Origin of the sequence: Streptomyces sp. ERV7, assembly GCF_001653515.1 — a bacterium.
Lineage (GTDB): Bacteria > Actinomycetota > Actinomycetes > Streptomycetales > Streptomycetaceae > Streptomyces.
Genome location: NZ_LYOY01000040.1, coordinates 47241 through 67466, shown reverse-complemented (window position 1 = coordinate 67466; position 20226 = coordinate 47241). Strand labels below are relative to the sequence as shown.

The window sequence follows — 20226 nt, the reverse complement described above, 5'->3', positions numbered from 1 at the left end:
AAGAGACACCCGCGGCTCCCCAGCGCCTGCTACAGATCCGGGACGCCTGTGGTGATGACGGCTGCGACTCGGGAGCGCAGGCGCGGCTCTCCAACACCGAGCTCCGGTCCTGGCCGACGGGTGCTGTCGGTCAGTCGATCAGGACGCCTGGGTTGAGGACGTGGTGGGGGTCCAGGGCGTTCTTCGCGGCGCGCAGGGCCAGTGCGAAGGGCTCGGGGCGCTGGAGGTCGTAGCCGGGGCGGTGGTCGCGGCCGACGGCGTGGTGGTGGGTGATGGAGGCGTGGTGGCGGTGCAGGACGTCGGTGGCGGCGGCTTTGATCTCGTCCCAGATCTCGACTTCCGCACCGGGGCGGCCCGCGACGGCGACCGTGAAGTAGGGGGCGGCGCCGTCGGGATAGACGTGGGTCAGACGGCAGTTGATGGTGGCGGGGTGCCCGGTGGCCTTGAGGGCGGCGGCCGCGACCTCGGTACGGACGGTGTCGATCAGCGCGGGAATCCGGTCCCAGGTGGCTGAGGTCTCGAAGGTCTCGACGACGGCGCCCATGCGGGCGAGGCCGTCGCGCAGGTAGGGCATCCGCAGGAACGCCGAGCGCCAGGCGCTGACGGCCGGGTCGGCGGGGGCGTCACGGTCCGTGGTGGGCGGCTCGGCGTGGCCGCCGTGGCTGCGGGCGATGTCGAGGGCGTCGGCGAGGGGGGCGTCGACGGGGGGGGGCCACTACACCCCCACCAACCAGTGGCTCATCCCCCACCACGCCGACGTCTCCGCCCTCCTCCGAGACCGCCGGCTCGGCCGGACCTACCTGCACCGGTTCACCCACGAGGAGTTCGGCCGTACGCCCCCGCCCCCGTCCCACGAGCCCTTCCACACCCTCAACGACCACGGGATCCTCGACCTGGAGGCCCCGGACCACACCCGGATCCGGCGGCTCGTGGCGAAGGCGTTCACGCCTCGGCGCGTCGAGGAGCTCGGGCCCGTCGTCGAGCGCATCGCCCACCGGCTCGTGGGCGACTTCGTCGCCGCCGGCGGCGGGGACCTGCTCGCCGAGGTCGCCGAGCCCCTCCCCGTCGCCGTGATCGCCGAGATGCTCGGCATCCCCGAAACCGACCGCCACCTGCTGCGCCCCTGGTCGGCCGACATCTGCGGGATGTACGAGCTCAACCCGGACGAGGAGACCGCCACCCGCGCCGTCCGGGCGTCGGTCGAATTCTCGGCCTATCTGCGGGAGTTGATCCGAGCCCGGCGCCGCACCCCCGCCCCCGACCTCGTCTCCGCCCTCATCGCCGTCCACGACACCGACGGCACCACCCTCACCGAGCAGGAGATGATCTCCACCTGCGTCCTGCTCCTCAACGCCGGCCACGAGGCCACCGTCAACACCACCGCCAACGGATGGTGGACCCTCTTCCGCCACCCCGAGCAGCTCGCGCTGCTGCGCGCCGACCCCGCCCTCCTCCCCGGCGCCATCGAGGAACTGCTGCGCTACGACACCCCGTTGCAGCTCTTCGAACGCTGGGTGCTCGACGACATCGAGGTGGGCGGCACCCTCCTGCCACGCGGCTCCGAGGTCGCGCTGCTCTTCGGCTCCGCCAACCGCGACCCGGCGGTGTTCGAGGACCCGGACACCTTCGACGTACGCCGCCCGCCCGCCACCAACCGGCACGTCAGCTTCGGCGCGGGCATCCACTACTGCCTCGGCGCCCCCCTCGCCCGCCTCGAACTCGCCGTGTCGTTCGGCCTGTTGCTCCGCGAGGCCCCGGACATGCGGCTGCTCACCGAGCCGCGCTGGAAGCCGGGGTACGTGATCCGGGGCCTCACCGCTCTCCAAGTGGAGGTCTAGAGGGAGAGGAGAGGAGAGGGGGCGGTCCACGGCAGGGGGCTAGGGGCGCCTCAGTGCCAGGCCGTCCAGGACCACTTCCATGCCGTACGCGAACTTGTCGTCGCGCAGCGCGGCCGGGTCGGGGGCCTCCGTCGCCGCGTACGCCTCCGCCAGGTGCTCGTGGTCCGCCGCGGCCTGGCGCGCGGCGGGCATCAGATGGGCGACGAAGTCCGCCTCGGACTCGCCGGAACGGGCGACCGTGGTGAGCCACGCCGCCTCCGTCGTACTCATCCCGATCACGTACGACAGCACCGTCTCGATCGCGCGCTCCGGCTCCGGGAACCCGGCGCCCGCGAAGAGCGCGGCGAGCCGCTCGGAGAACGCCATCAGGTTGGGGCCCAGATAGGCGAGGCCCGCCTGGCCGAGGACCGAGGCCAGCCAGCGGTGGCGCAGGGCCGTCGCGCGGAAGGACTGGGCGGCCTCGGTGGTGGCGGCCCGCCAGTCGGGGCTGTCGGCGGCGGGCACCGCGATCTCCCCGAACACCTCGTCCACCGCGAGCTCCATGAGCTCGTCCTTGGTGGCGACGTGCCGGTACAGGGAGGTGGCGCCCGCGTTCAGCCGGGCGCCGAGCTTGCGCATGCTGAGCGCCTCGATGCCGTCGGCGTCCAGCATCACGACCGCCTCGCGGACGATCGCGGCCCGGCTGAGCGCGGGCTGGTCGGGCTCGCGCGGCTGGCGGGCCCAGACGGACGGGATCGGGTTCGGGTTCGGGTTCTGGTTCGCCTTGGCGGTGGTCTTGGCAGTGGTCTTGGTGGTCCTGGGGGCCATGACGCTCCTTCGCGGTCGAGGACGAGGACGAGGTCGAGGTCTCGGTCTCGGTCGTGGTCCGTGCGTACGACGTTCGCATCCAGCGTACAGCGATAGACAGTTGCGCACACTGTTCCTGTCTGCGTACAGTGTGCGCATCGACGGAACGATGTGCGCAGCCGAGAGGAAGAACCCCATGGAGACCCGCAATCCACGCCGCTGGTGGATCCTGATCGTGCTGTGCCTCAGCTCGCTCGTGCTGGTGATCGACAGCATGGCGCTGACCGTGGCGGTGCCGTCGATGACGGAGGACCTCGGCGCGAGCGCCCAGGACACGCAGTGGATCCTCGACTCCTACATCCTGGTGTTCGCGGGCCTGCTGCTCACCTCCGGCAGCCTCGGCGACCGCTTCGGCCGCCGGAAGGTGATGATCATCGGCCTGCTGCTCTTCGGGGCGGCGTCGCTGGCGGCGGTCTTCTGCACGAATCCCGGCGAGGTCATAGCCGTACGGGTGGCGATGGGCGTCGGCGGGGCGCTGATCATGCCTTCCACCCTCTCCATCCTCATCACCGTCTTCGACGAGGAGGAGCGCGGCAAGGCGATGGCGGCGTGGGGCTCGGTGTCGATGCTCGGCCTGGTCGGCAGCCCGGTGCTCGGCGGCGTACTGATCGACCACTTCTCCTGGCACTCGATCTTCCTCATCAACATCCCGGTCGTGGCGCTGGCCATCGCCGCGGGCCTGGTCCTCATGCCGGAGTCGAAGGCGCCGTGGCAGAAGCCAGATCCGCTGGGTGCGGTGCTGTCGGCGGCGGGGATGACCGCGCTGATCTGGTGGATCATCGAGATTCCGCAGCACGGGGCGTTCGGCGGCCGTTCGCTGATCACCCTGGCGGTCGCGGTCCTCGCCCTCGCCGGGTTCGTGATCTGGGAGAACGTCACGCCCGCGCCGATGGTGCCGCTGGTCCTGTTCCGGCACCGCAACTTCAGCGGCGGTTCGGTGTCGCTGGCGCTGGTGCAGATCGGTACGGGCGGGCTGCTGCTGGTGCTCACCCAGTACCTCCAGTTCGTCCTCGGCTACTCGCCGGTCAAGGCGGGCCTCGCGTTCGTGCCGCTCGCGGTGACGGCGCTGGTGGGCAACACGGCGGGTGCGCAGCTGGCGGCGAGGATCGGCAACCGGTGGCTGATCGTGGCCGGGATGCTGGTGATGGCCTCGTCCTTCGCGCTGCTGACCACGGTCACGGCGTCCTCGGGCTTCACGGTCCCGGCGATCGCGCTCGGCCTGCTCGGCCTCGGTGCGGGCCTGGCGATGCCGGCGGCGGTCGGCGCGCTGATGGGGACGATCCCGGCGGACAAGGCGGGGGTGGGCTCGGCCCTGAACGACACGATCCAGCAGGCCGGTACGGCGCTGGGCATCGCGATCCTCGGCTCGCTCCTGTCGAGCGGCTTCGCGTCCGAGATGCCCTCGGACACGCCGGACGCCGCCCGCCACTCGATCGCGGGCGCGCTGGCGACGGCCCAGGGCGACGCGACCCTGATACGGACGGCTCACTCGGCCTTCACGGCGGCGATGTCGACGACGTTCGCGGTGAGCGCGGTGGGGGTGCTGGTGGCGGCGGTGCTGGCGGCGGTGCTGATGCGGGACGGTCAGGCGGTGGCCGAGCCGGTCGCGGAGCGGGAGCGGGTGGCCTGAGCCCCCTGCCCGTCCCGGCCCGCGGTGTTCACCCGCGGGCCGGTGGGGGCTGGTCGCGCAGTTCCCCGCGCCCCTGAAGAGCCCGTCGTTCGTCCGCGGCCCGTGGCTGGTTGCTCGCGCAGTTCCCCGCGCCCCTGAACCCGTGGTCTCCTGCGGACCGTGCTGGGTTGCTCGCGCAGTTCCCCGCGCCCCTGACTACCCAGGGGCGCGGGGAACTGCGCGATCAGCCCCCACCGGGCCCGCAGGTCACGCACAAGGCCCGGGGCGGAGCCCCGAAGTGGGGTGTGGGGGCCGCAGGCCCCGCAAAGGGGGCCGGGGGCGTACGCCCCCGGGAGAACCGGACTTACCCCCACCCGCCCCCGGAGGGACCCGGCAGGGTCAGGGTCCACGAACCCGCCGTCCACGTGCGGCTCCGCACCGGCCCCGTCACCACCGGCCCCGCCCGGTAGCGGAACCCGTCCCCGGACAGGGACCCGGCCGAACCCGGCGCCCCGCCCACGGACACCGTCACCGCCCGGGCCCGCGCCCGTACCACCGCCCCCGAACGCGGCTCGACGACGACATGGGCCGCGCCGTCCCCGGACGCCAGGGACACGCCCGCGACCGGGCGGTCGAGGTCGGACAGGAGCACCCCGTCCGCCTCCACCCGCAACCGGTGGGCGACGGCCGCCGCCACCGGCGTGGGGGTGCGCACCAGCGTGCGGACCAGCGAGCGGCACGTCCCCCACACCGTCGGCGGAACGGCCCGCACCGGCGCCAGCGCCGGAATGCACAGATCGCCGAGGACCACACCCCCGCTGTCGTCGACCAGCAGGTCGAGGCGGTGGGGGGAGCCGTCCAGGACCGCCCGGGCCGCCGCCACCGCCCCCGTCGGCACCCCCAGTGACCTGGCAAGTTCCACGGAAGGGGCGGTGCCCACGGGCACCAGCGCCAGGGCCGGGCCGGGCAGCTCGGGTTCCCGTTGGAGCAAGGTCACAGTACGTAGCAGCGCCCGGTCGTCACCCACCACCACCGGCCGTCGCCCACCCCGCCGGGCCAGGGCGCGCGAGAACTCCTCCACCCCCTCCGGCCAGCATATTTTCGCCTGTGCACCCGCACACAGCACATCCTTCGCGATCCGTACGGACTCGCCGTCGATACGGCGGGCGACCGGGTCGATGACCACCAGTAGCTGGTCGGCAGCCGACACTTCGGTCCTTCCTCGGGTAGCATCTTTGTGCAAGAGCCCCTTGCGCTATTGCGCCAGGGGCTTCGTCTATTCCGGGGCACATTGGTGAGGCGGCGACAAGCCCCTGACCTTGGACATGCCCCGCCCGGAAGGGGTGTACGCCTGTGCCCGCACTTGTGCTGCTCGGTGCTCAGTGGGGTGACGAGGGCAAGGGAAAGGCCACCGACCTCCTCGGTGGATCTGTTGACTATGTGGTGCGCTACCAAGGCGGCAACAACGCCGGCCACACGGTCGTCGTCGGCGACCAGAAGTACGCGCTGCATCTTCTCCCTTCCGGGATCCTCTCGCCGGGGTGTACCCCGGTCATCGGCAACGGAGTCGTCGTCGACCCGGCGGTCCTGCTCTCCGAGCTGAGCGGGCTGAACGAGCGCGGCGTCGACACGTCCAAGCTGCTCATCAGCGGTAACGCTCACCTGATCACGCCGTACAACGTCACCCTCGACAAGGTGACGGAACGGTTCCTCGGCTCCCGCAAGATCGGCACCACCGGTCGCGGCATCGGCCCGACCTACGCGGACAAGATCAACCGCGTAGGCATCCGCGTCCAGGACCTCTACGACGAGTCGATCCTGGAGCAGAAGGTCGAGGCGGCGCTGGAGGGCAAGAACCAGCTCCTCGCCAAGGTCTTCAACCGGCGTGCCATCGAGTCCGGCAAGATCGTCGAGGAGATGCTCCAGTACGCGGAGCAGATCAAGCCGTTCGTCGCCGACACGACGCTGATCCTCAACAACGCGATCGACGAGGGCAAGGTCGTCCTCTTCGAGGGCGGCCAGGGCACGCTCCTCGACGTCGACCACGGCACGTACCCCTTCGTGACCTCGTCGAACCCGACCGCCGGCGGCGCCTGCACCGGCGCGGGCGTGGGCCCCACGAAGATCAGCCGCGTCATCGGCATCCTCAAGGCCTACACGACGCGCGTCGGCGCGGGCCCGTTCCCGACCGAGCTGTTCGACCAGGACGGCGAGGACCTGCGCCGCATCGGCGGCGAGCGCGGTGTCACCACCGGCCGCGACCGCCGCTGCGGCTGGTTCGACGCGGTGATCGCCCGTTACGCGACCCGCGTCAACGGCCTCACCGACTTCTTCCTCACCAAGCTGGACGTCCTGACCGGCTGGGAGCAGATCCCCGTCTGCGTCGCGTACGAGATCGACGGCAAGCGCGTCGAGGAGCTCCCGTACTCGCAGACCGACTTCCACCACGCGAAGCCGATCTACGAGATGCTGCCGGGCTGGTCCGAGGACATCACCAAGGCGCAGACCTTCTCCGACCTGCCGAAGAACGCGCAGGCGTACGTGAAGGCGCTGGAGGAGATGTCGGGCGCGCCGATCTCCGCGATCGGTGTCGGCCCCGGCCGGACCGAGACGATCGAGATCAACTCCTTCCTGTAGGCGACAGGTGTGCTGCGGGGCCGTCGGTACGTTCGTACCGGCGGCCCCGTCGTCGTTCCGCCTCAGCCCGCCTTCTTGAAGGCCACGTACTCCTTCTCCGCGCCGGAGGGCTCCAGCCACAGGGTGCTGCCCTGGAGCCAGTACGTGTGCGGGGGGCGGCCCATGCACCCGGAGCCGGAATGCTCCCGGTCCAGCTTTGTCGGGGAGAAGTCGAGCCGCTGCCCGTCGCGCACCCTGAACAGGACGGCCGTCCAGACGCAGGAGCGATTGCCCGACTTCCCTTCGAGGCGGGCCAGCGGTTCGCCGAGCGCGCCCTGTCTGAAGGTGGCGTAGAGGCTGGTGGCGTCGGGCGCCCCCTGGGTGCGCGTCCACCGGCCGAGGAAGGCGGCGGGCACGGCCGCGCCGCTGTGCTCGACCCGTTTCATCTGCGCTGTGTACTCGCCGGCCGACAACAGGACCGTTCCGTCCGCCTCGGCTTCCAGGCTCTGCTCCTCGACGTTCTCGCAGCCGTATGCCGGGACGTTCACGTACGACTCGATCTGTCGCGCCGAGGTGGAGAGCGCGGTCGCCTTCAGCACGGGGCCCTTCCGGCTGAGGACGCTCGTCGTGCCGCCGCACATCCGGGTGTCGTCGAGGATGTCGACGTCGACCTTGCCGCCGGTCCGGTCCTCGGCGATCGCGACACGGATGGCCGACCCCGAGCTCGACCCCTCCCAGACGCCGGTGAAGTCGAAGGTGGGGGAGCCGAGGGAAGGTGACGGGGCGGCGCCGTCCGAGTCGTCGGCGAGTAAGCGGCCCACGAGCGGGCGGACGACGAACCAGCCGATGACCAGGGCGGCGAGGACCAGGGCGGCGATGGCGCGGACCCGGCTGCCACGTTTCGCCCTGGTCGCGCGCGGGCGGACCGAAGAGGCCCTCGCCCGGGTGCTCGCGGCCGTCGGAGGGGCGCTCGCGGCCGCCGGCGGCGGTGGCGGAGAGTCGTGCCAGCTGGGCGCGACCAGTGAGGGCGCGGGCGGCCGGTAACCGGGGCGCCGGGGCATGGGCGCCATGTCGGCGTCCAGCAACCGCGAGCTGTGCCGCGCCAGTTGGGCCAGCAGCTCCGGCGGCAGCCACCCGTGCGCCGGGACCTCGCCCGCCGTCCGCCGGGCGACCTCCTCCGGCGTCGGCCGCCGCGCCGGGTCCTTGTCGAGACAGGCGCGTACGAGCGGCAGCAGGGACGCCGGGACGCCCGCCAGGTCCGGCTCCTCGTGCGCGATACGGAACATCAGGGCGGCCGCGTGGCCCTCGGAGACCCCGCCGAAGGGCGCCCGGCCCGTCGCCGAGAACGCCAGCACCGCCCCCAGGCAGAACACATCACTGGCCGCCGAGACCCGTTCGCCCCGCACCTGTTCGGGCGACATGAAGCCCGGTGAGCCGATGACGACGCCGGTACCGGTCAGGGCGGGGCCCTCGGTCAGCGCGTCCAGCGCCCGCGAGATCCCGAAGTCGATGACGCGCGGACCGTCCACGGCGAGCAGGATGTTGGACGGCTTCAGATCGCGGTGGACGAGCCCGGCCCGGTGGACGGCCGACAGGGCGAGCGCCAGCCGGTTGGCGAGGACGAGCAGCGACCGCTCCGGCAGCGGCCCGAAGTCCCGGTCCACGACGGTCTGGAGGCCGGTACCCGCCCCGCAGCACCCGCGCCCCCCGCCGCTTCCACAGCCGGTCCGCCAGATACCACTCGGCCGTGCGCAGCGCCCCCGCCTCGACCCACCGGTACAGCTCGTCAAGGCGTTCCGCGGGCTCGCCCCAGTCGCCCAGCGGGAACGGGCGCCCGGTCAGGTCGCGCTCGTCCCGGGGCGGTCCCGGGGGCCCCTCGGGCTGCATCTCCGGCTGGCTCACCCGGCGCTCCCTCCGCGGTGCGTATCGAAAACCCTCTCGCCGCCACATGCGGTGACGGGGACGTAACGTACAGTTACGTCGCCGCACCGCACCGCGCGACGCCTTCCGGCCTCCCCCGAGACGTGACTGCCCTTCCTACCGCCGAATGGTGGGAGCCAGGGCCGATATCCCGGTATTTCCCCCCGTAAGTGGGCCTTGATCAGGTAGGAGAACCTCCGTCGACTCACTCGAAAGAGTTGCGGAGCAGGGGGCGGGGAGACCACGTAGGCTCGGAGTGCCGGATCCTTCCGGCAGATCCGACGATCCGAAGACGCGAAAAGACGGAGTGCACCGTGATCCCTGGTGGTGGCCAGCCCAACATGCAGCAGCTGCTCCAGCAGGCGCAGCAGATGCAGCAGGACCTCGCCCGCGCGCAGGAGGAGCTCGCCGCGACCGAGGTCGACGGCCAGGCCGGCGGCGGTCTCGTCAAGGCGACCGTGACCGGCTCCGGTGAGCTGCGCGGCCTCGTCATCGACCCGAAGGCGGTCGACCCGGAGGACACAGAGGGCCTCGCCGACCTGGTCGTCGCGGCCGTCCGCGCGGCCAACGAGAACGCCCAGCAGCTCCAGCAGCAGAAGCTCGGCCCGCTGGCCCAGGGCCTCGGCGGCATGCCGGGCCTGCCCTTCTGAGCGGAGCGGGCCCGGGCCCGTCCGCACGGCCCTGGTGAACAGTGGTGAACAAGGCGGATCCGCCCTTCTGCGGCGCCCGCCCACCAACTACCGTAAGCACCCAGACGACCCACGAGAGGCAGTCCGTTGTACGAAGGCGTGGTCCAGGACCTCATCGACGAGTTGGGCAGGCTGCCCGGCGTCGGTCCCAAGAGCGCGCAGCGGATCGCCTTCCACATCCTCCAGGCCGAGCCCACCGACGTGCGCCGGCTCGCGCACGCGCTGCTCGAAGTGAAGGACAAGGTCCGGTTCTGCGCGGTGTGCGGAAACGTGGCGCAGCAGGAGCAGTGCAACATCTGCCGCGACCCGCGCCGCGACCTCTCCGTCATCTGTGTCGTCGAGGAGCCGAAGGACGTCGTGGCGATCGAGCGGACCCGTGAGTTCCGGGGCCGCTACCACGTACTCGGCGGCGCCATCAGCCCCATCGAGGGCGTCGGCCCGGACGATCTGCGCATCCGCGAGCTGCTCGCCCGGCTCGCCGACGGCACGGTCACCGAGCTGATCCTGGCCACCGACCCGAACCTGGAGGGCGAGGCCACGGCGACGTACCTCGCCCGCATGATCAAGCCGATGGGCCTGCGGGTCACCCGGCTGGCCAGCGGACTCCCCGTCGGGGGAGATCTGGAGTACGCGGACGAGGTCACGCTCGGGCGGGCCTTTGAAGGAAGGCGACTTCTCGATGTCTGACGCAACGCTGCACGCGGCCAACCAGGATCCGGACTCCTTCGCGGTCCAGATCGCCGACCAGGTCGAGTCCTTCATCGTCGCGGTCACCGAGGTGGCCAAGGGCGACGAGCCGGACAGCGCCGTGCCGTTCCTGCTGCTGGAGGTCTCCCAGCTGCTGCTCGCCGGGGGCCGCCTCGGCGCGCACGAGGACATCGTCCCGGACGAGCGGTACGAGCCGGACCTCGGCCCGGAGCCGGACGTCGACGACCTGCGCGAGCGGTTCGCGGCCCTGCTGGAACCCATCGACGTGTACTCCGAGGTCTTCGACCCGTACGAGCCGCGCAAGGCGCCCGTCGCCTGCCGGATCTCCGACGACCTGGCCGACGTCGTCACCGATCTGCGCCACGGCCTCGCCCACTACCGCGCGGGCCGCACCACCGAGGCGCTGTGGTGGTGGCAGTTCTCCTACTTCTCCAACTGGGGCTCCACCGCCTCCGCGACCCTGCGCGCCCTCCAGTCGCTGGTCGCCCACGTCCGCCTCAACCAGCCCCTGGAGGAGCTGGACGGGCTGGACACGGACGAGGACCTGACCGAGGAGTCGCTCGCCGAGGAGGCGGGGCGCGTGATGGCCGAGGAGATCGCGGGCCCGCTGGGCCTGCGTACGGTCAAGTAGCGCCGTCCCCCGCCGCCCCCGCGGTCTGTGAGCCGGCCCACACCCGTGCGTACAACCGGTGCGGCCGGGCATGTGCCCCTCCACGAGCGGACCGGATCCGTCCCCCCACCCGGGAGTCCTACCAAGATCACATCGTGAGCGGGACATCTCACGATGTGGCACCTCCCGGGCGGATCCGGGCCGCTCGTTAGACTGAGCCGACCGCAGTAATGGACTGAGCGAGGAGCGCACGTGGGCCTTGTCGTGCAGAAGTACGGAGGCTCCTCCGTTGCCGATGCCGAGGGCATCAAGCGCGTCGCCAAGCGGATCGTGGAAGCCAAGAAGAACGGCCATCAGGTCGTTGTCGTGGTTTCCGCGATGGGCGACACGACGGACGAGTTGATCGATCTCGCCGAGCAGGTATCTCCGATGCCTACCGGCCGGGAATTCGACATGCTGCTGACCGCCGGAGAGCGGATCTCCATGGCCCTGCTGGCCATGGCGATCAAAAACCTGGGCCACAAGGCCCAGTCGTTCACGGGCAGCCAGGCCGGCGTCATCACGGACTCGGTCCACAACAAAGCGCGGATCATCGATGTCACGCCGGGCCGGATCCGCACCGCCCTGGACGAGGGCAACATCGCGATCGTGGCCGGGTTCCAGGGCGTGTCCCAGGACAAGAAGGACATCACCACGCTCGGGCGCGGCGGGTCCGACACCACGGCCGTCGCCCTCGCGGCGGCGCTCGACGCCGAGGTCTGCGAGATCTACACGGACGTCGACGGCGTGTTCACCGCCGACCCGCGTGTGGTGAAGAAGGCCAAGAAGATCGACTGGATCTCCTTCGAGGACATGCTGGAGCTGGCCGCGTCCGGCTCCAAGGTGCTGCTGCACCGCTGCGTCGAGTACGCACGCCGATACAACATCCCGATCCATGTGCGGTCGTCCTTCAGCGGACTTCAGGGCACCTGGGTCAGCAACGAACCGCGAGGGGATCAGCAGGTGGAGCACGCCATCATCTCCGGAGTCGCGCACGACGTCTCCGAGGCGAAGATCACGGTGGTCGGGGTCCCCGACAAGCCGGGCGAGGCCGCGGCCATCTTCCGGACCATCGCCAACGCCGAGATCAACATCGACATGGTCGTCCAGAACGTGTCGGCCGCGTCCACCGGGCTCACGGACATCTCGTTCACGCTGCCCAAGGCCGAGGGCCGCAAGGCCATCGACGCCCTGGAGCGGGCCAAGGCGACCATCGGTTTCGAGTCGCTGCGCTACGACGACCAGATCGCCAAGATCTCGCTGGTCGGCGCCGGGATGAAGACCAACCCGGGCGTCACCGCCGGGTTCTTCGAGGCGCTCAGCGACGCCGGGGTCAACATCGAGCTGATCTCGACCTCCGAGATCCGCATCTCCGTGGTCACCCGCGCCGACGACGTCAACGAGGCCGTGCGCGCCGTGCACACCGCCTTCGGCCTGGACTCCGACTCCGACGAGGCGGTCGTCTACGGAGGCACCGGACGATGACCCGCAAGCCGGCTCTCGCGGTCGTCGGAGCGACCGGGGGCGCCGGCGCGATGATGCTCCAGATCCTGTCCCAGCACGCGGACGTCTGGGGCGAGATCAGACTCGTTGCCTCCCCGCGCTCGGCCGGCCGCAAGCTGGTCGTGCGCGGTGAGGAGAGCGAGGTCCTGGCCCTGGGCGAGGAGGCGCTCGACGGCGTCGACGTCGCCGTCTTCCTGGTGCCCGAGCAGGTCGCCGCCCAGTGGGCGCCCGTCGCCGCGGCCAAGGGCGCCGTGGTCGTCGACACCTCGGCGGCCTTCCGGATGGACCCGGACGTGCCGCTGGTGGTGCCCGAGGTCAACCCCCACGCCGTACGGCTGCGGCCGCGCGGGATCGTGGCCTCCCCGCACTGCGTCACCCTCGCGCTGATCGTGGCGGTGGGCGCGCTGCACGCCGAGTACGGCCTGAGCGGACTCGTCGTCTCCACGTACCAGGCGGTCAGCGGCGCCGGCCGGGCCGGCGTCGAGACCCTGCGCGAACAGCTCTCCCTCGTCGCCGGTACGGAACTGGGCACCGGCCCCGGCGATGTGCGCCGGGCCGTGGGCGAGGACACCGGGCCGTTCGCGGCGCCGGTGGCGCTCAATGTGGTGCCCTGGTCCGGGGATCCGGCCGACGGCGGCTGGTCCAGCGAGGAGCTGGGGCTGCGCGAGGAGACCCGCAAGGTGCTCGGTCTGCCGCGGCTCGCGGTGGCCGCGACCTGTGTGCGGGTCCCGGTGGTCACCACCCACTCCGTCTCCGTCCACGCGACCTTCGAGAACGAGGTCGAGGTGGCGCGGGCGCACGAGATCCTGGCCACCGCGCCCGGTGTGGTGCTCCTGGACGACCCGGCGGCGGGGGAGTTCCCGACGCCCGCCGACGCGGTCGGCACCGATCCTGCGTGGGTGGGACGGGTGCGGCGTTCGCCCGACGACCCGTACGCGCTCGATCTCTTCGTCTGCGGCGACAACCTCCGCAAGGGCTCCGCTTTGAACGCCGCTCAGATCGCGGAGCTGGCGGCCGCGGAATTCCTCGGCTGAATACCCGAGCGATTTCGCGGCGCGGAAGGCCACAGACTTTGTAGGATCTGTGAACGCTCTGTGAGCAAGTCGCTGGTCTGTACCACTTGAACTGCGCTGTTGCCCTGTTACACGATTCATTTCCGTGTCCCTGCAACCGGCAGCCCGGCATGGAGCGTCTATGCGGTCGCCCATCAAGGTGCCGTAAATATCGGGGCATTGGGGAAGAGCGAGTACGCATGAGGACATTTGTCGCACTGTCAAAAACGGTGTCGTACGCGTACAACCCTGACGGGGGGAAGCGTGTCCAACTGGCGTGGCAGAGGTTCTCGACATCAGCGTTGTTCCGGTGCGCGGCGCAGTGGTCCGCCCGCTCCGGCGGCCGCGGCCGGCCGGCGGCATGCCGGTGATCGCCCCCATGCCCACCGCGCGCCCCCCACCCGCGTCCCCGCCCAGCCGACGTCGGCCCGCGAGGGCGCTGACGACGCCATGGCCGCTGGTACCACCGTCGACCACCTGACCGAGACCTACCGCGCGCACTACCGCTCGCTGCTCGGGCTCGCCGCGCTGCTGCTCGACGACACGGCCTCCTGCGAGGACGTCGTCCAGGAGGCCTTCATCCGCGTCCACTCGGCCCGCTCGCGCGTGCGCGAGCCCGAGAAGACGCTCGCCTATCTGCGCCAGACCGTCGTCAACCTCTCCCGCTCCGCGCTGCGCCGCCGCATCCTCGGGCTCAAGCTGCTCTCCAAGCCGATGCCCGACATGGCGAGCGCCGAGGAGGGGGCGTACGACCAGCTGGAGCGGGACGCGCTGATCAAGGCCATGCGCGGCCTCCAGCGCCGCCAGCGCGAGGTCCTCGTGCTGCGGTACTTCGCGGACATGACCGAGTCCCAGGTCGCCGAGACCCTGGGGATATCCCTGGGCTCGGTGAAGGCGTACGGCTCGCGCGGCATCGCGGCACTCCGGATAGCCATGGAGGCACCGGTATGAGCGCCAAGTGGAATGCGGGATTCGGGAACGGGGAGGACCGGCGGGACGACGGCGGGGAGCGCGGTGACCACCGCGGCCGCCGCGACGACGGCACACAGGACACGCGCGGCGCGTACGGCGCGGCCGGGGCCCGAGGGGAACACGGGCACCACGGCGAAGACGGCGACCGCCGTCCGGAGCGCCATCAGGAGCGCCGCCACGGGGAGAGCATCTACGGGCCCGACCGCCCTCTGGACGACCGGACTGGAAACGGAATTGTGAACGACCCCTTCCCACCTGGCCTCACCCCGGACGAAGACGCGCTGCGCAGGATGCTGCACGGCGCGGTGGACGGCATGGAGCCGTCCGAGGGAGCCCTGGACCAGCTGCGCCGGGCCGTCCCCGCCCGCCAGGCCCGCAAGCGGCAGGCGGTGGTCGGCGCGGCCGCCGCCGCGCTGCTGATCGGCACCGCGATCCCCGCGTTCCTGCACGTCGCCAACAGCGGAGCGGCCTCCGAGGACCGGCCCACCATCGCCGGGCACGGCCAGCAGGCGCAGGGCGGCACCGGCACCGCGCCGGGTGTGGAGGGCGGTGAGCGGGGGGCCGACAGGCCCTCCGGCCGGGCCACCCGCACCTCGGCGCCGAGCGGGACCGTCAAGCCCGAGGAGCCCGGCCGGACCGTCGTCGGCGGCACCGTGGGCGGTGAGACCGGGCCCGTCGGCGGACCCGTGGTGGTCGGCTCACCGGTCTGCGACGCGACCGAACTCGGAGTGAAGTCCGCGCGGATCAGCAAGCCCGACGCCGACGGCAAGGTCTACGGCACGTTCCGCGTCGCCAATGTCTCGAAGAAGCTCTGCCAGGTCAGCGGGGGCGGCAAGGTCGACTTCCAGGCGCTCGGCGCGGCCGACGCCTCCCGGATCACCGTCGTCGACCACGCCACCGGCGACCCGGCGGCCGGGCTGCCCGACCCCGCCCTCGAAGCCACCGGTCTGGTGCTCAAGCCGGCGGCGGCGTACGAGGTCAAGTTCGCCTGGGTGCCGTCCGAGACCTGTCCCAAGCCGCAGCCCTCGCCCGACCCCTCGCCGTCGACGGTCAGCGGAGGCAGCGGCGGGACGACCGGCGGCACCGGGACCGGTACGGCCCCGACGGGCACCGAGCCCCAGCTCGGCGCCGTCGACCCGGCGAACCCGGTCACCCCGACGGACGGCAAGGTGGCGGTGACCCATGTCGCCGAACCCGGCGCCCCGACGGCCGAGGCGACCATCCCCAACGCCTGCGCCGGAACGATCTACCGCACAGGAGTCCTGGCGGCCCCGGCCCCGACAACCCCCTGACGGCTCCTCGTCCGGAGGGGGAGGAGCGCGGGTGCCGGCGCCGCCCCCATGCGGTCCTGCTCCTGTCGCCGTTGCCGAGCCCGCGGGTGCCTGTTTCAGGGGTGCGGGGAACCGCGCGAGCAAGCGAGCACGGTCCGCAGACGAACGACGACCTATGAGGGGTGCGGGGAACCGCGCGACAAGCCCCCACCGGCCCGCAGCCGACCACGCACCTCTTCAGGGGTGTGGGGAACCGCGCGACCAGCCACAGACGGCCCGCAGCCGAGAACCGCCTCCCGGCGGAGCCTCAGCGCGCAGCCTGGGGCACCTCGGGGCTGAGCCCCAACGCCGCGTCCTCCGCCGCCTCGGCCTCCCGCCGCAGCAGCCGGAACCACATGAACACCACGAACCCGGCGAAGACGAACCACTCCCCGGTGTAACCGAGGTTCTGGAACGCCTTCAGATCCAGCCCCGTGTTCTGCGGCTTGGCGGCCGGCACGGCCACCATCCCCGAGTCGGCCCGGGCAAGCGTGACCCACGCGTCGTACACCTCGTACGGCACGAGGTTGACCAGCGACGCCGCGCTGATCATCCCGAGCTGCCCCTGAGGGAGCCCGCCCGAGGCGTTCACCCCGTCCGTCCCGGGCGTCTCGGACGCCTGGAGCGCACCGTCGACGGTGACCTCGCCGGTGGGCGGGGCGGGCGCCGGACGGCCCTCGGGCAGCCAGCCGCGCACCACCGGCAGCGCCTTGCCGCCCTCGGTGCGCAGCAGGGTCAGCACATACGAGCCGCTGCGGCCGTCCACCCGCCGGTCCGGCACCAGGAACTGCTCGCCGTACCGCCCGGTCGCGCTCGCCGTGCGGCCCGAGGTCTTCTGGTCGACGGGCAGCAGCTCGCGCAGCGGCGCGGCCTTCTGCTCGGCGGGGTCGGGCCGCTCGTCGGCCGCGTTGTGCGACTGCACGCGGTCCTCGAAGCGGCCGAGCTGCCAGGACCCCATGAACACGCAGAAGGGGATGGCCAGCACGACGAAGACGTTGATCCCCCACCAGCGGGGCGTCAGCAGGAACCGGTACACACCACCACGGTACGGAATCCCTCCGGGGTACCGGGCTGCGGGGTGCCCAGGGCTGCCCAGCGGGGCCCGGGTGGTGGGCGCCGGGTGGCACCGGCCCGGGCCGGCCCCGGGCGACGGGGAGCCCGGGGGTTCTCAGGTCGCCAGATGCCTCCCCGCGAACTCCAGCTCAAGCCGCACCTGCTTGATCCGCTCCTCCACGACCAGCGAGCCGTGCCCCGCGTCGTAGCGGTACACCTCGTGCACCGCGCCGCGCGCGGCCAGGCGGTCCACATAGTTCTCGACCTGCCGGATCGGGCAGCGCGGGTCGTTGACGCCCGCCGAGATGTAGACGGGGGCCTTCACCGCGTCCACATACGTCAGCGGCGAGGACGCCTCGAAACGCTCCGGGACCTCCTCCGGGGTGCCGCCGAGCAGGGTGCGGTCCATCGCCTTCAGGGCCTCCATCTCGTCGTGGTACGCCGTGACGTAGTCCGCGACCGGCACCACCGCGAGGCCCAGCGCCCACGCCTCCGGCTGGGTGCCGAGGCCGAGCAGGGTCAGATAGCCGCCCCAGGACGCGCCCGCCAGGACCAGCCGGGACGGGTCGGCGAGGCCGGACGACACCGCCCACTCCCGGACCGCCGCCACGTCCTCCAGCTCGATGAGCCCGACCCGGTGCTTGAGCGCGTCCGTCCACTCCCTGCCGTACCCCGTGGAGCCCCGGTAGTTGACGCGCACCACCGCGAACCCGTGGTCGACCCAGGCCGCCGGGCCCGCCGCGAACGCGTCGCTGTCGTGCCAGGTCGGGCCGCCGTGGAGCTCGAAGACCGTCGGGAACGGGCCGGATCCGGCCGGCTTCTGCACCAGTGCGTGGATACGGCCGCCGGGCCCCTCCACCCACGCGTCCTCCACCGGCACCGAGCCCGGTGCCTTCATCCCCGGCGGGTCCAGGACGACCGTGCCGGTGGTGGAGCGCACCTCGGAGGGGCGCGCCGCCGACGACCACAGGTACTCCACGGTCCCGTCGGGCCGGGCCGTGGCGCCCGAGACGGAACCGGCCGGGGTCTCCACCTCGACCAGCTCGGCCGCCGCCAGGTCGTACCGGAACAGCTCGCTGCGGGCCTCGAAGCTGTGGACGACGAGCAGCGCCGAGCCGTCCGGGTACCACTCCGCCACGACGTCGCCCGGAAGTTCGAGCGCGAGGTCGGTCTCCTCGCCGGACGCCACGTCCCACACCATGGGCTCCCAGCGGTCCCGGCGCTGGTGGGCGATGAGCAGCCGGGTGTCGCCGGGCAGCGGTGCGAAGCCGAGCACCTCCAGGCCCCCACACCATGGGCTCCCAGCGGTCCCGGCGCTGGTGGGCGATGAGCAGCCGGGTGTCGCCGGGCAGCGGTGCGAAGCCGAGCACCTCCAGGCCCAGCTCCTCGGCGCCGCCCTTGGTGTCGTCGAGCTCGGCGGCGGTGGAGCCGTCGAGCCGGACCACGCGCAGCGCCGAGTGCATGGCGTCGCCGTGCTCGGTGTGCTCCAGGGCGATCAGCGTGCCGTCGTGCGAGAGGTCGCCGACGCCCGCCGACTCGCGGTGCCGGTAGATCTCGACGGGCGCGGCCCCGGGCCGTACGACGTGGACCGTGGTGCCGTCCTCGTCGGTGGAGCGGCCGACCACCGCCGTGCCGTCCCGGCCGAGCGCGAGGCCCGCCGGGTAGGACGGCTCCAGGCCGGGCACGGCCGCCTCGTCGTCGCCCCCGCCGAACGGCTGGCGCATCCACACGCCGAACTCGTCCCCGTCCGTGTCGCTGAACCACCAGATCGCCTCGCCGTCCGGCGTCAGCACCCCGTCCGTCGTCCCGTTCGGCCGGTCCGTCGCCTGGCGCTGGGCGCCGGTCGCCCGGTCCCATGCGTACAGCTCGTACGTCCCCGTTGCGTTCGACACGAACAGCGAGCGGTCCGGGGCGTCCTCCGCCCAGTCGGGGAGCCCGACCCTGGGTGCCCTGAACCGCTTCTCCCACTCCGGCATCTCGTTCATGGACCCCATCATGCGCCGCCGCGCCGACAACCCGCCCCCACCGTCCGCAGCCTGTGGACAACTCGGCGCATGCGCATGCCAAGCGGATCGCGCGGCGGCTAGGGGCGGGGGGCGTCCGACTCGTCCTTCATCGCCCGCGTCTCGCTCTTGAGGATCCGCAGCGACTTGCCGAGCGCCCGGGCGGTGTCGGGCAGCTTCTTGGAGCCGAAGAGCAGGATCAGTACCACGGCAACGATCAGCAGATGCCAGGGCTCCAGCCCATTGCGCAGAAACATCCGTCGTCCTTCCACTCCCGGCGGCTCTCCCAGTAAGACTTGCTACATTGCGCAACTGTACAACTAATCGGCCATGGACAGGGTGTACGGATGGCAGGCAGCCACAAGGCGGGAAACGCGCGCGGCGGGAGCCGGAAGGGCGCCGTCGGCGCGCCCCCGGCCGGGCGGCGCAGACGCGGTCGGCTGCGTCTGGTGCTGGCCCTGCTGGTCTCCCTGCTCGTCCTCGCGGTCGCCGGGCTCGGCTGGATCTACTTCGAGCTCAACGGCGACATCCGCACCTTCGACGACGGCGGGGTCTCCGGCGACCGCCCGGCCGCCTCGGCCAAGGGCCAGAACGTCCTGGTCATCGGCTCGGACTCACGCGCGGGCGACAACGTCCAGTACGGCCACGGCAGCGGTGACATCGGCCGCTCAGACACCGCGTTCCTGATGCACGTCCACGCCGACCACAAGCACGCCACGGCGATCTCCCTACCCCGCGACACCCTGGTCGACGTGCCGCCCTGCAAGCTGCCGAACGGCACCTGGACCACGACGCGGCACAACGTCATGTTCAACTCGGCGTTCTCCGTGGGCGACACCGCCCGGGGCAACCCGGCCTGCACCCAGAACACCGTCGAGAAGCTGACCGGGCTGCGCGTCGACCACACCGTCGTCGTGGACTTCGCGGGCTTCGCCAAGATGACCGAGGCCGTCGGCGGCGTCCAGGTGTGTGTGCCCAAGGACATCTACGAGGGCGACCTCAACCCCAACCGCCACGCGCACGGGGAGCGGCTGTTCACCAAGGGCGTCCAGGAGGTCTCCGGCCAGAAGGCGCTCGACTACGTCCGCATCCGGCACGGCATAGGCGACGGCTCGGACATCGGCCGCATCCAGCGCCAGCAGGCGTTCATCGCCGGCCTGATGAAGAAGGTCAAGCAGCAGGGCCTCGATCCCACCACCCTGCTCCCGCTCGCCAAGGCGGCGACCCGCTCCCTGACCGTCGACCCGGGCCTCGGCTCGGCCGACAAGCTGATCTCCTTCGCCATGTCGATGAAGAACATCGACCTGCACAACACCAAGTTCGTCACCCTGCCCTGGCGGTACGAGGGCGCGCGCGTGGCGATAGTGCGGCCGCAGGCCGACGCGCTCTTCGCGGCCCTGCGCGCGGACCGCACGGTCGACGGCAAGGACGCGGGCGGCGAACAGAAGGCCCCCTCCC

14 protein-coding genes and 5 pseudogenes are annotated in these 20226 nt (G+C 71.8%); 11 read left to right on the top strand and 8 right to left on the bottom strand.

Going from position 1 to position 20226, the window contains the following annotated elements:
• Positions 1-130: 130 nt before the first annotated feature.
• Positions 131-706, bottom strand: a pseudogene (locus A8W25_RS14805) (FAD-linked oxidase C-terminal domain-containing protein); the annotation flags it as partial.
• Between A8W25_RS14805 and A8W25_RS14800 the strand changes: the two are divergent.
• Complete coding sequence (locus A8W25_RS14800) at positions 672-1838, top strand: cytochrome P450 (RefSeq protein WP_067164067.1); 1167 nt, start codon at positions 672-674, stop codon at positions 1836-1838. The pseudogene A8W25_RS14805 and the gene A8W25_RS14800 sit on opposite strands and share 35 nt — an antisense overlap.
• 39 nt (positions 1839-1877) lie before the next feature.
• Here A8W25_RS14800 and A8W25_RS14795 read toward each other — a convergent pair whose 3' ends face one another.
• Positions 1878-2645 carry a TetR/AcrR family transcriptional regulator C-terminal domain-containing protein gene (locus A8W25_RS14795; protein WP_079126089.1) on the bottom strand — a complete coding sequence of 256 codons (768 nt, stop codon included), beginning with the start codon at positions 2643-2645 and terminating at the stop codon, positions 1878-1880.
• A gap of 175 nt (positions 2646-2820) precedes the next feature.
• On the opposite strand from A8W25_RS14795, the gene A8W25_RS14790 reads away from it, so the two are divergent.
• Positions 2821-4314 carry an MFS transporter gene (locus A8W25_RS14790; protein ID WP_067161554.1) on the top strand — a complete coding sequence of 498 codons (1494 nt, stop codon included), beginning with the start codon at positions 2821-2823 and terminating at the stop codon, positions 4312-4314.
• Positions 4315-4657: 343 nt separating this feature from the next.
• On the opposite strand, the gene A8W25_RS14785 is transcribed toward A8W25_RS14790, so the two are convergent.
• The gene (locus A8W25_RS14785; protein ID WP_067161551.1) at positions 4658-5503 is read right to left on the bottom strand and encodes a diacylglycerol kinase; all 846 of its coding nucleotides are present in this window, start codon (positions 5501-5503) and stop codon (positions 4658-4660) included.
• 143 nt (positions 5504-5646) lie between these two features.
• Here A8W25_RS14785 and A8W25_RS14780 point away from each other — a divergent pair, with 143 nt between their 5' ends.
• Positions 5647-6930: an adenylosuccinate synthase gene (locus A8W25_RS14780; RefSeq protein WP_067161547.1), complete on the top strand. Its 1284-nt coding sequence runs from the start codon at positions 5647-5649 to the stop codon at positions 6928-6930.
• 62 nt (positions 6931-6992) lie between these two features.
• Here A8W25_RS14780 and A8W25_RS34885 read toward each other — a convergent pair whose 3' ends face one another.
• Entirely contained in the window at positions 6993-8573 is a 1581-nt protein-coding gene (locus A8W25_RS34885) for a protein kinase domain-containing protein (RefSeq protein ID WP_067161545.1), read from the bottom strand.
• Positions 8536-8811 (bottom strand): annotated as a pseudogene (locus A8W25_RS34880) (SLATT domain-containing protein); the annotation flags it as partial. The gene A8W25_RS34885 and the pseudogene A8W25_RS34880, both read right to left, overlap by 38 nt.
• 332 nt (positions 8812-9143) lie before the next feature.
• Between A8W25_RS34880 and A8W25_RS14770 the strand changes: the two are divergent.
• The 7 genes and pseudogenes from A8W25_RS14770 (at position 9144) to A8W25_RS14740 (ending at position 15694) form a co-directional block, all read left to right on the top strand.
• Complete coding sequence (locus A8W25_RS14770; RefSeq protein ID WP_079126087.1) at positions 9144-9479, top strand: YbaB/EbfC family nucleoid-associated protein; 336 nt, start codon at positions 9144-9146, stop codon at positions 9477-9479.
• 126 nt (positions 9480-9605) lie between these two features.
• Positions 9606-10205, top strand: a complete 600-nt coding sequence (recR, locus tag A8W25_RS14765) for a recombination mediator RecR (protein ID WP_067161539.1) — start codon at positions 9606-9608, stop codon at positions 10203-10205.
• Positions 10198-10857, top strand: coding sequence for a DUF5063 domain-containing protein (locus A8W25_RS14760; RefSeq protein WP_067161536.1), 660 nt, complete (start codon positions 10198-10200; stop codon positions 10855-10857). The genes recR and A8W25_RS14760 overlap by 8 nt, the downstream gene beginning before the upstream one ends.
• Before the next feature lie 231 nt (positions 10858-11088).
• Complete coding sequence (locus A8W25_RS14755) at positions 11089-12360, top strand: aspartate kinase (protein WP_067161533.1); 1272 nt, start codon at positions 11089-11091, stop codon at positions 12358-12360.
• Positions 12357-13412 carry an aspartate-semialdehyde dehydrogenase gene (locus A8W25_RS14750; protein ID WP_067161530.1) on the top strand — a complete coding sequence of 352 codons (1056 nt, stop codon included), beginning with the start codon at positions 12357-12359 and terminating at the stop codon, positions 13410-13412. The genes A8W25_RS14755 and A8W25_RS14750 overlap by 4 nt, the downstream gene beginning before the upstream one ends.
• A gap of 379 nt (positions 13413-13791) precedes the next feature.
• Positions 13792-14381, top strand: a pseudogene (locus tag A8W25_RS14745) (SigE family RNA polymerase sigma factor).
• The gene (locus A8W25_RS14740; protein ID WP_234386459.1) at positions 14378-15694 is read left to right on the top strand and encodes a hypothetical protein; all 1317 of its coding nucleotides are present in this window, start codon (positions 14378-14380) and stop codon (positions 15692-15694) included. The pseudogene A8W25_RS14745 and the gene A8W25_RS14740 overlap by 4 nt, the downstream one beginning before the upstream one ends.
• Before the next feature lie 286 nt (positions 15695-15980).
• Here the strand turns inward: A8W25_RS14740 and A8W25_RS14735 are convergent, their stop codons facing one another.
• The 3 genes and pseudogenes from A8W25_RS14735 to tatA all read right to left on the bottom strand — a co-directional run bounded on the left by A8W25_RS14735 (position 15981) and on the right by tatA (position 19025).
• Positions 15981-16748, bottom strand: coding sequence for an SURF1 family protein (locus tag A8W25_RS14735; protein WP_067161525.1), 768 nt, complete (start codon positions 16746-16748; stop codon positions 15981-15983).
• A gap of 132 nt (positions 16749-16880) precedes the next feature.
• Positions 16881-18741: pseudogene (locus tag A8W25_RS14730) on the bottom strand (S9 family peptidase).
• Positions 18742-18848: 107 nt separating this feature from the next.
• A complete protein-coding gene (tatA, locus tag A8W25_RS14725) occupies positions 18849-19025 on the bottom strand; it encodes a Sec-independent protein translocase subunit TatA (protein ID WP_067161522.1) in 177 nt (58 codons plus the stop codon).
• A gap of 90 nt (positions 19026-19115) precedes the next feature.
• On the opposite strand from tatA, the pseudogene A8W25_RS14720 reads away from it, so the two are divergent.
• Positions 19116-20219, top strand: a pseudogene (locus tag A8W25_RS14720) (LCP family protein); the annotation flags it as partial.
• Positions 20220-20226: the final 7 nt, after the last annotated feature.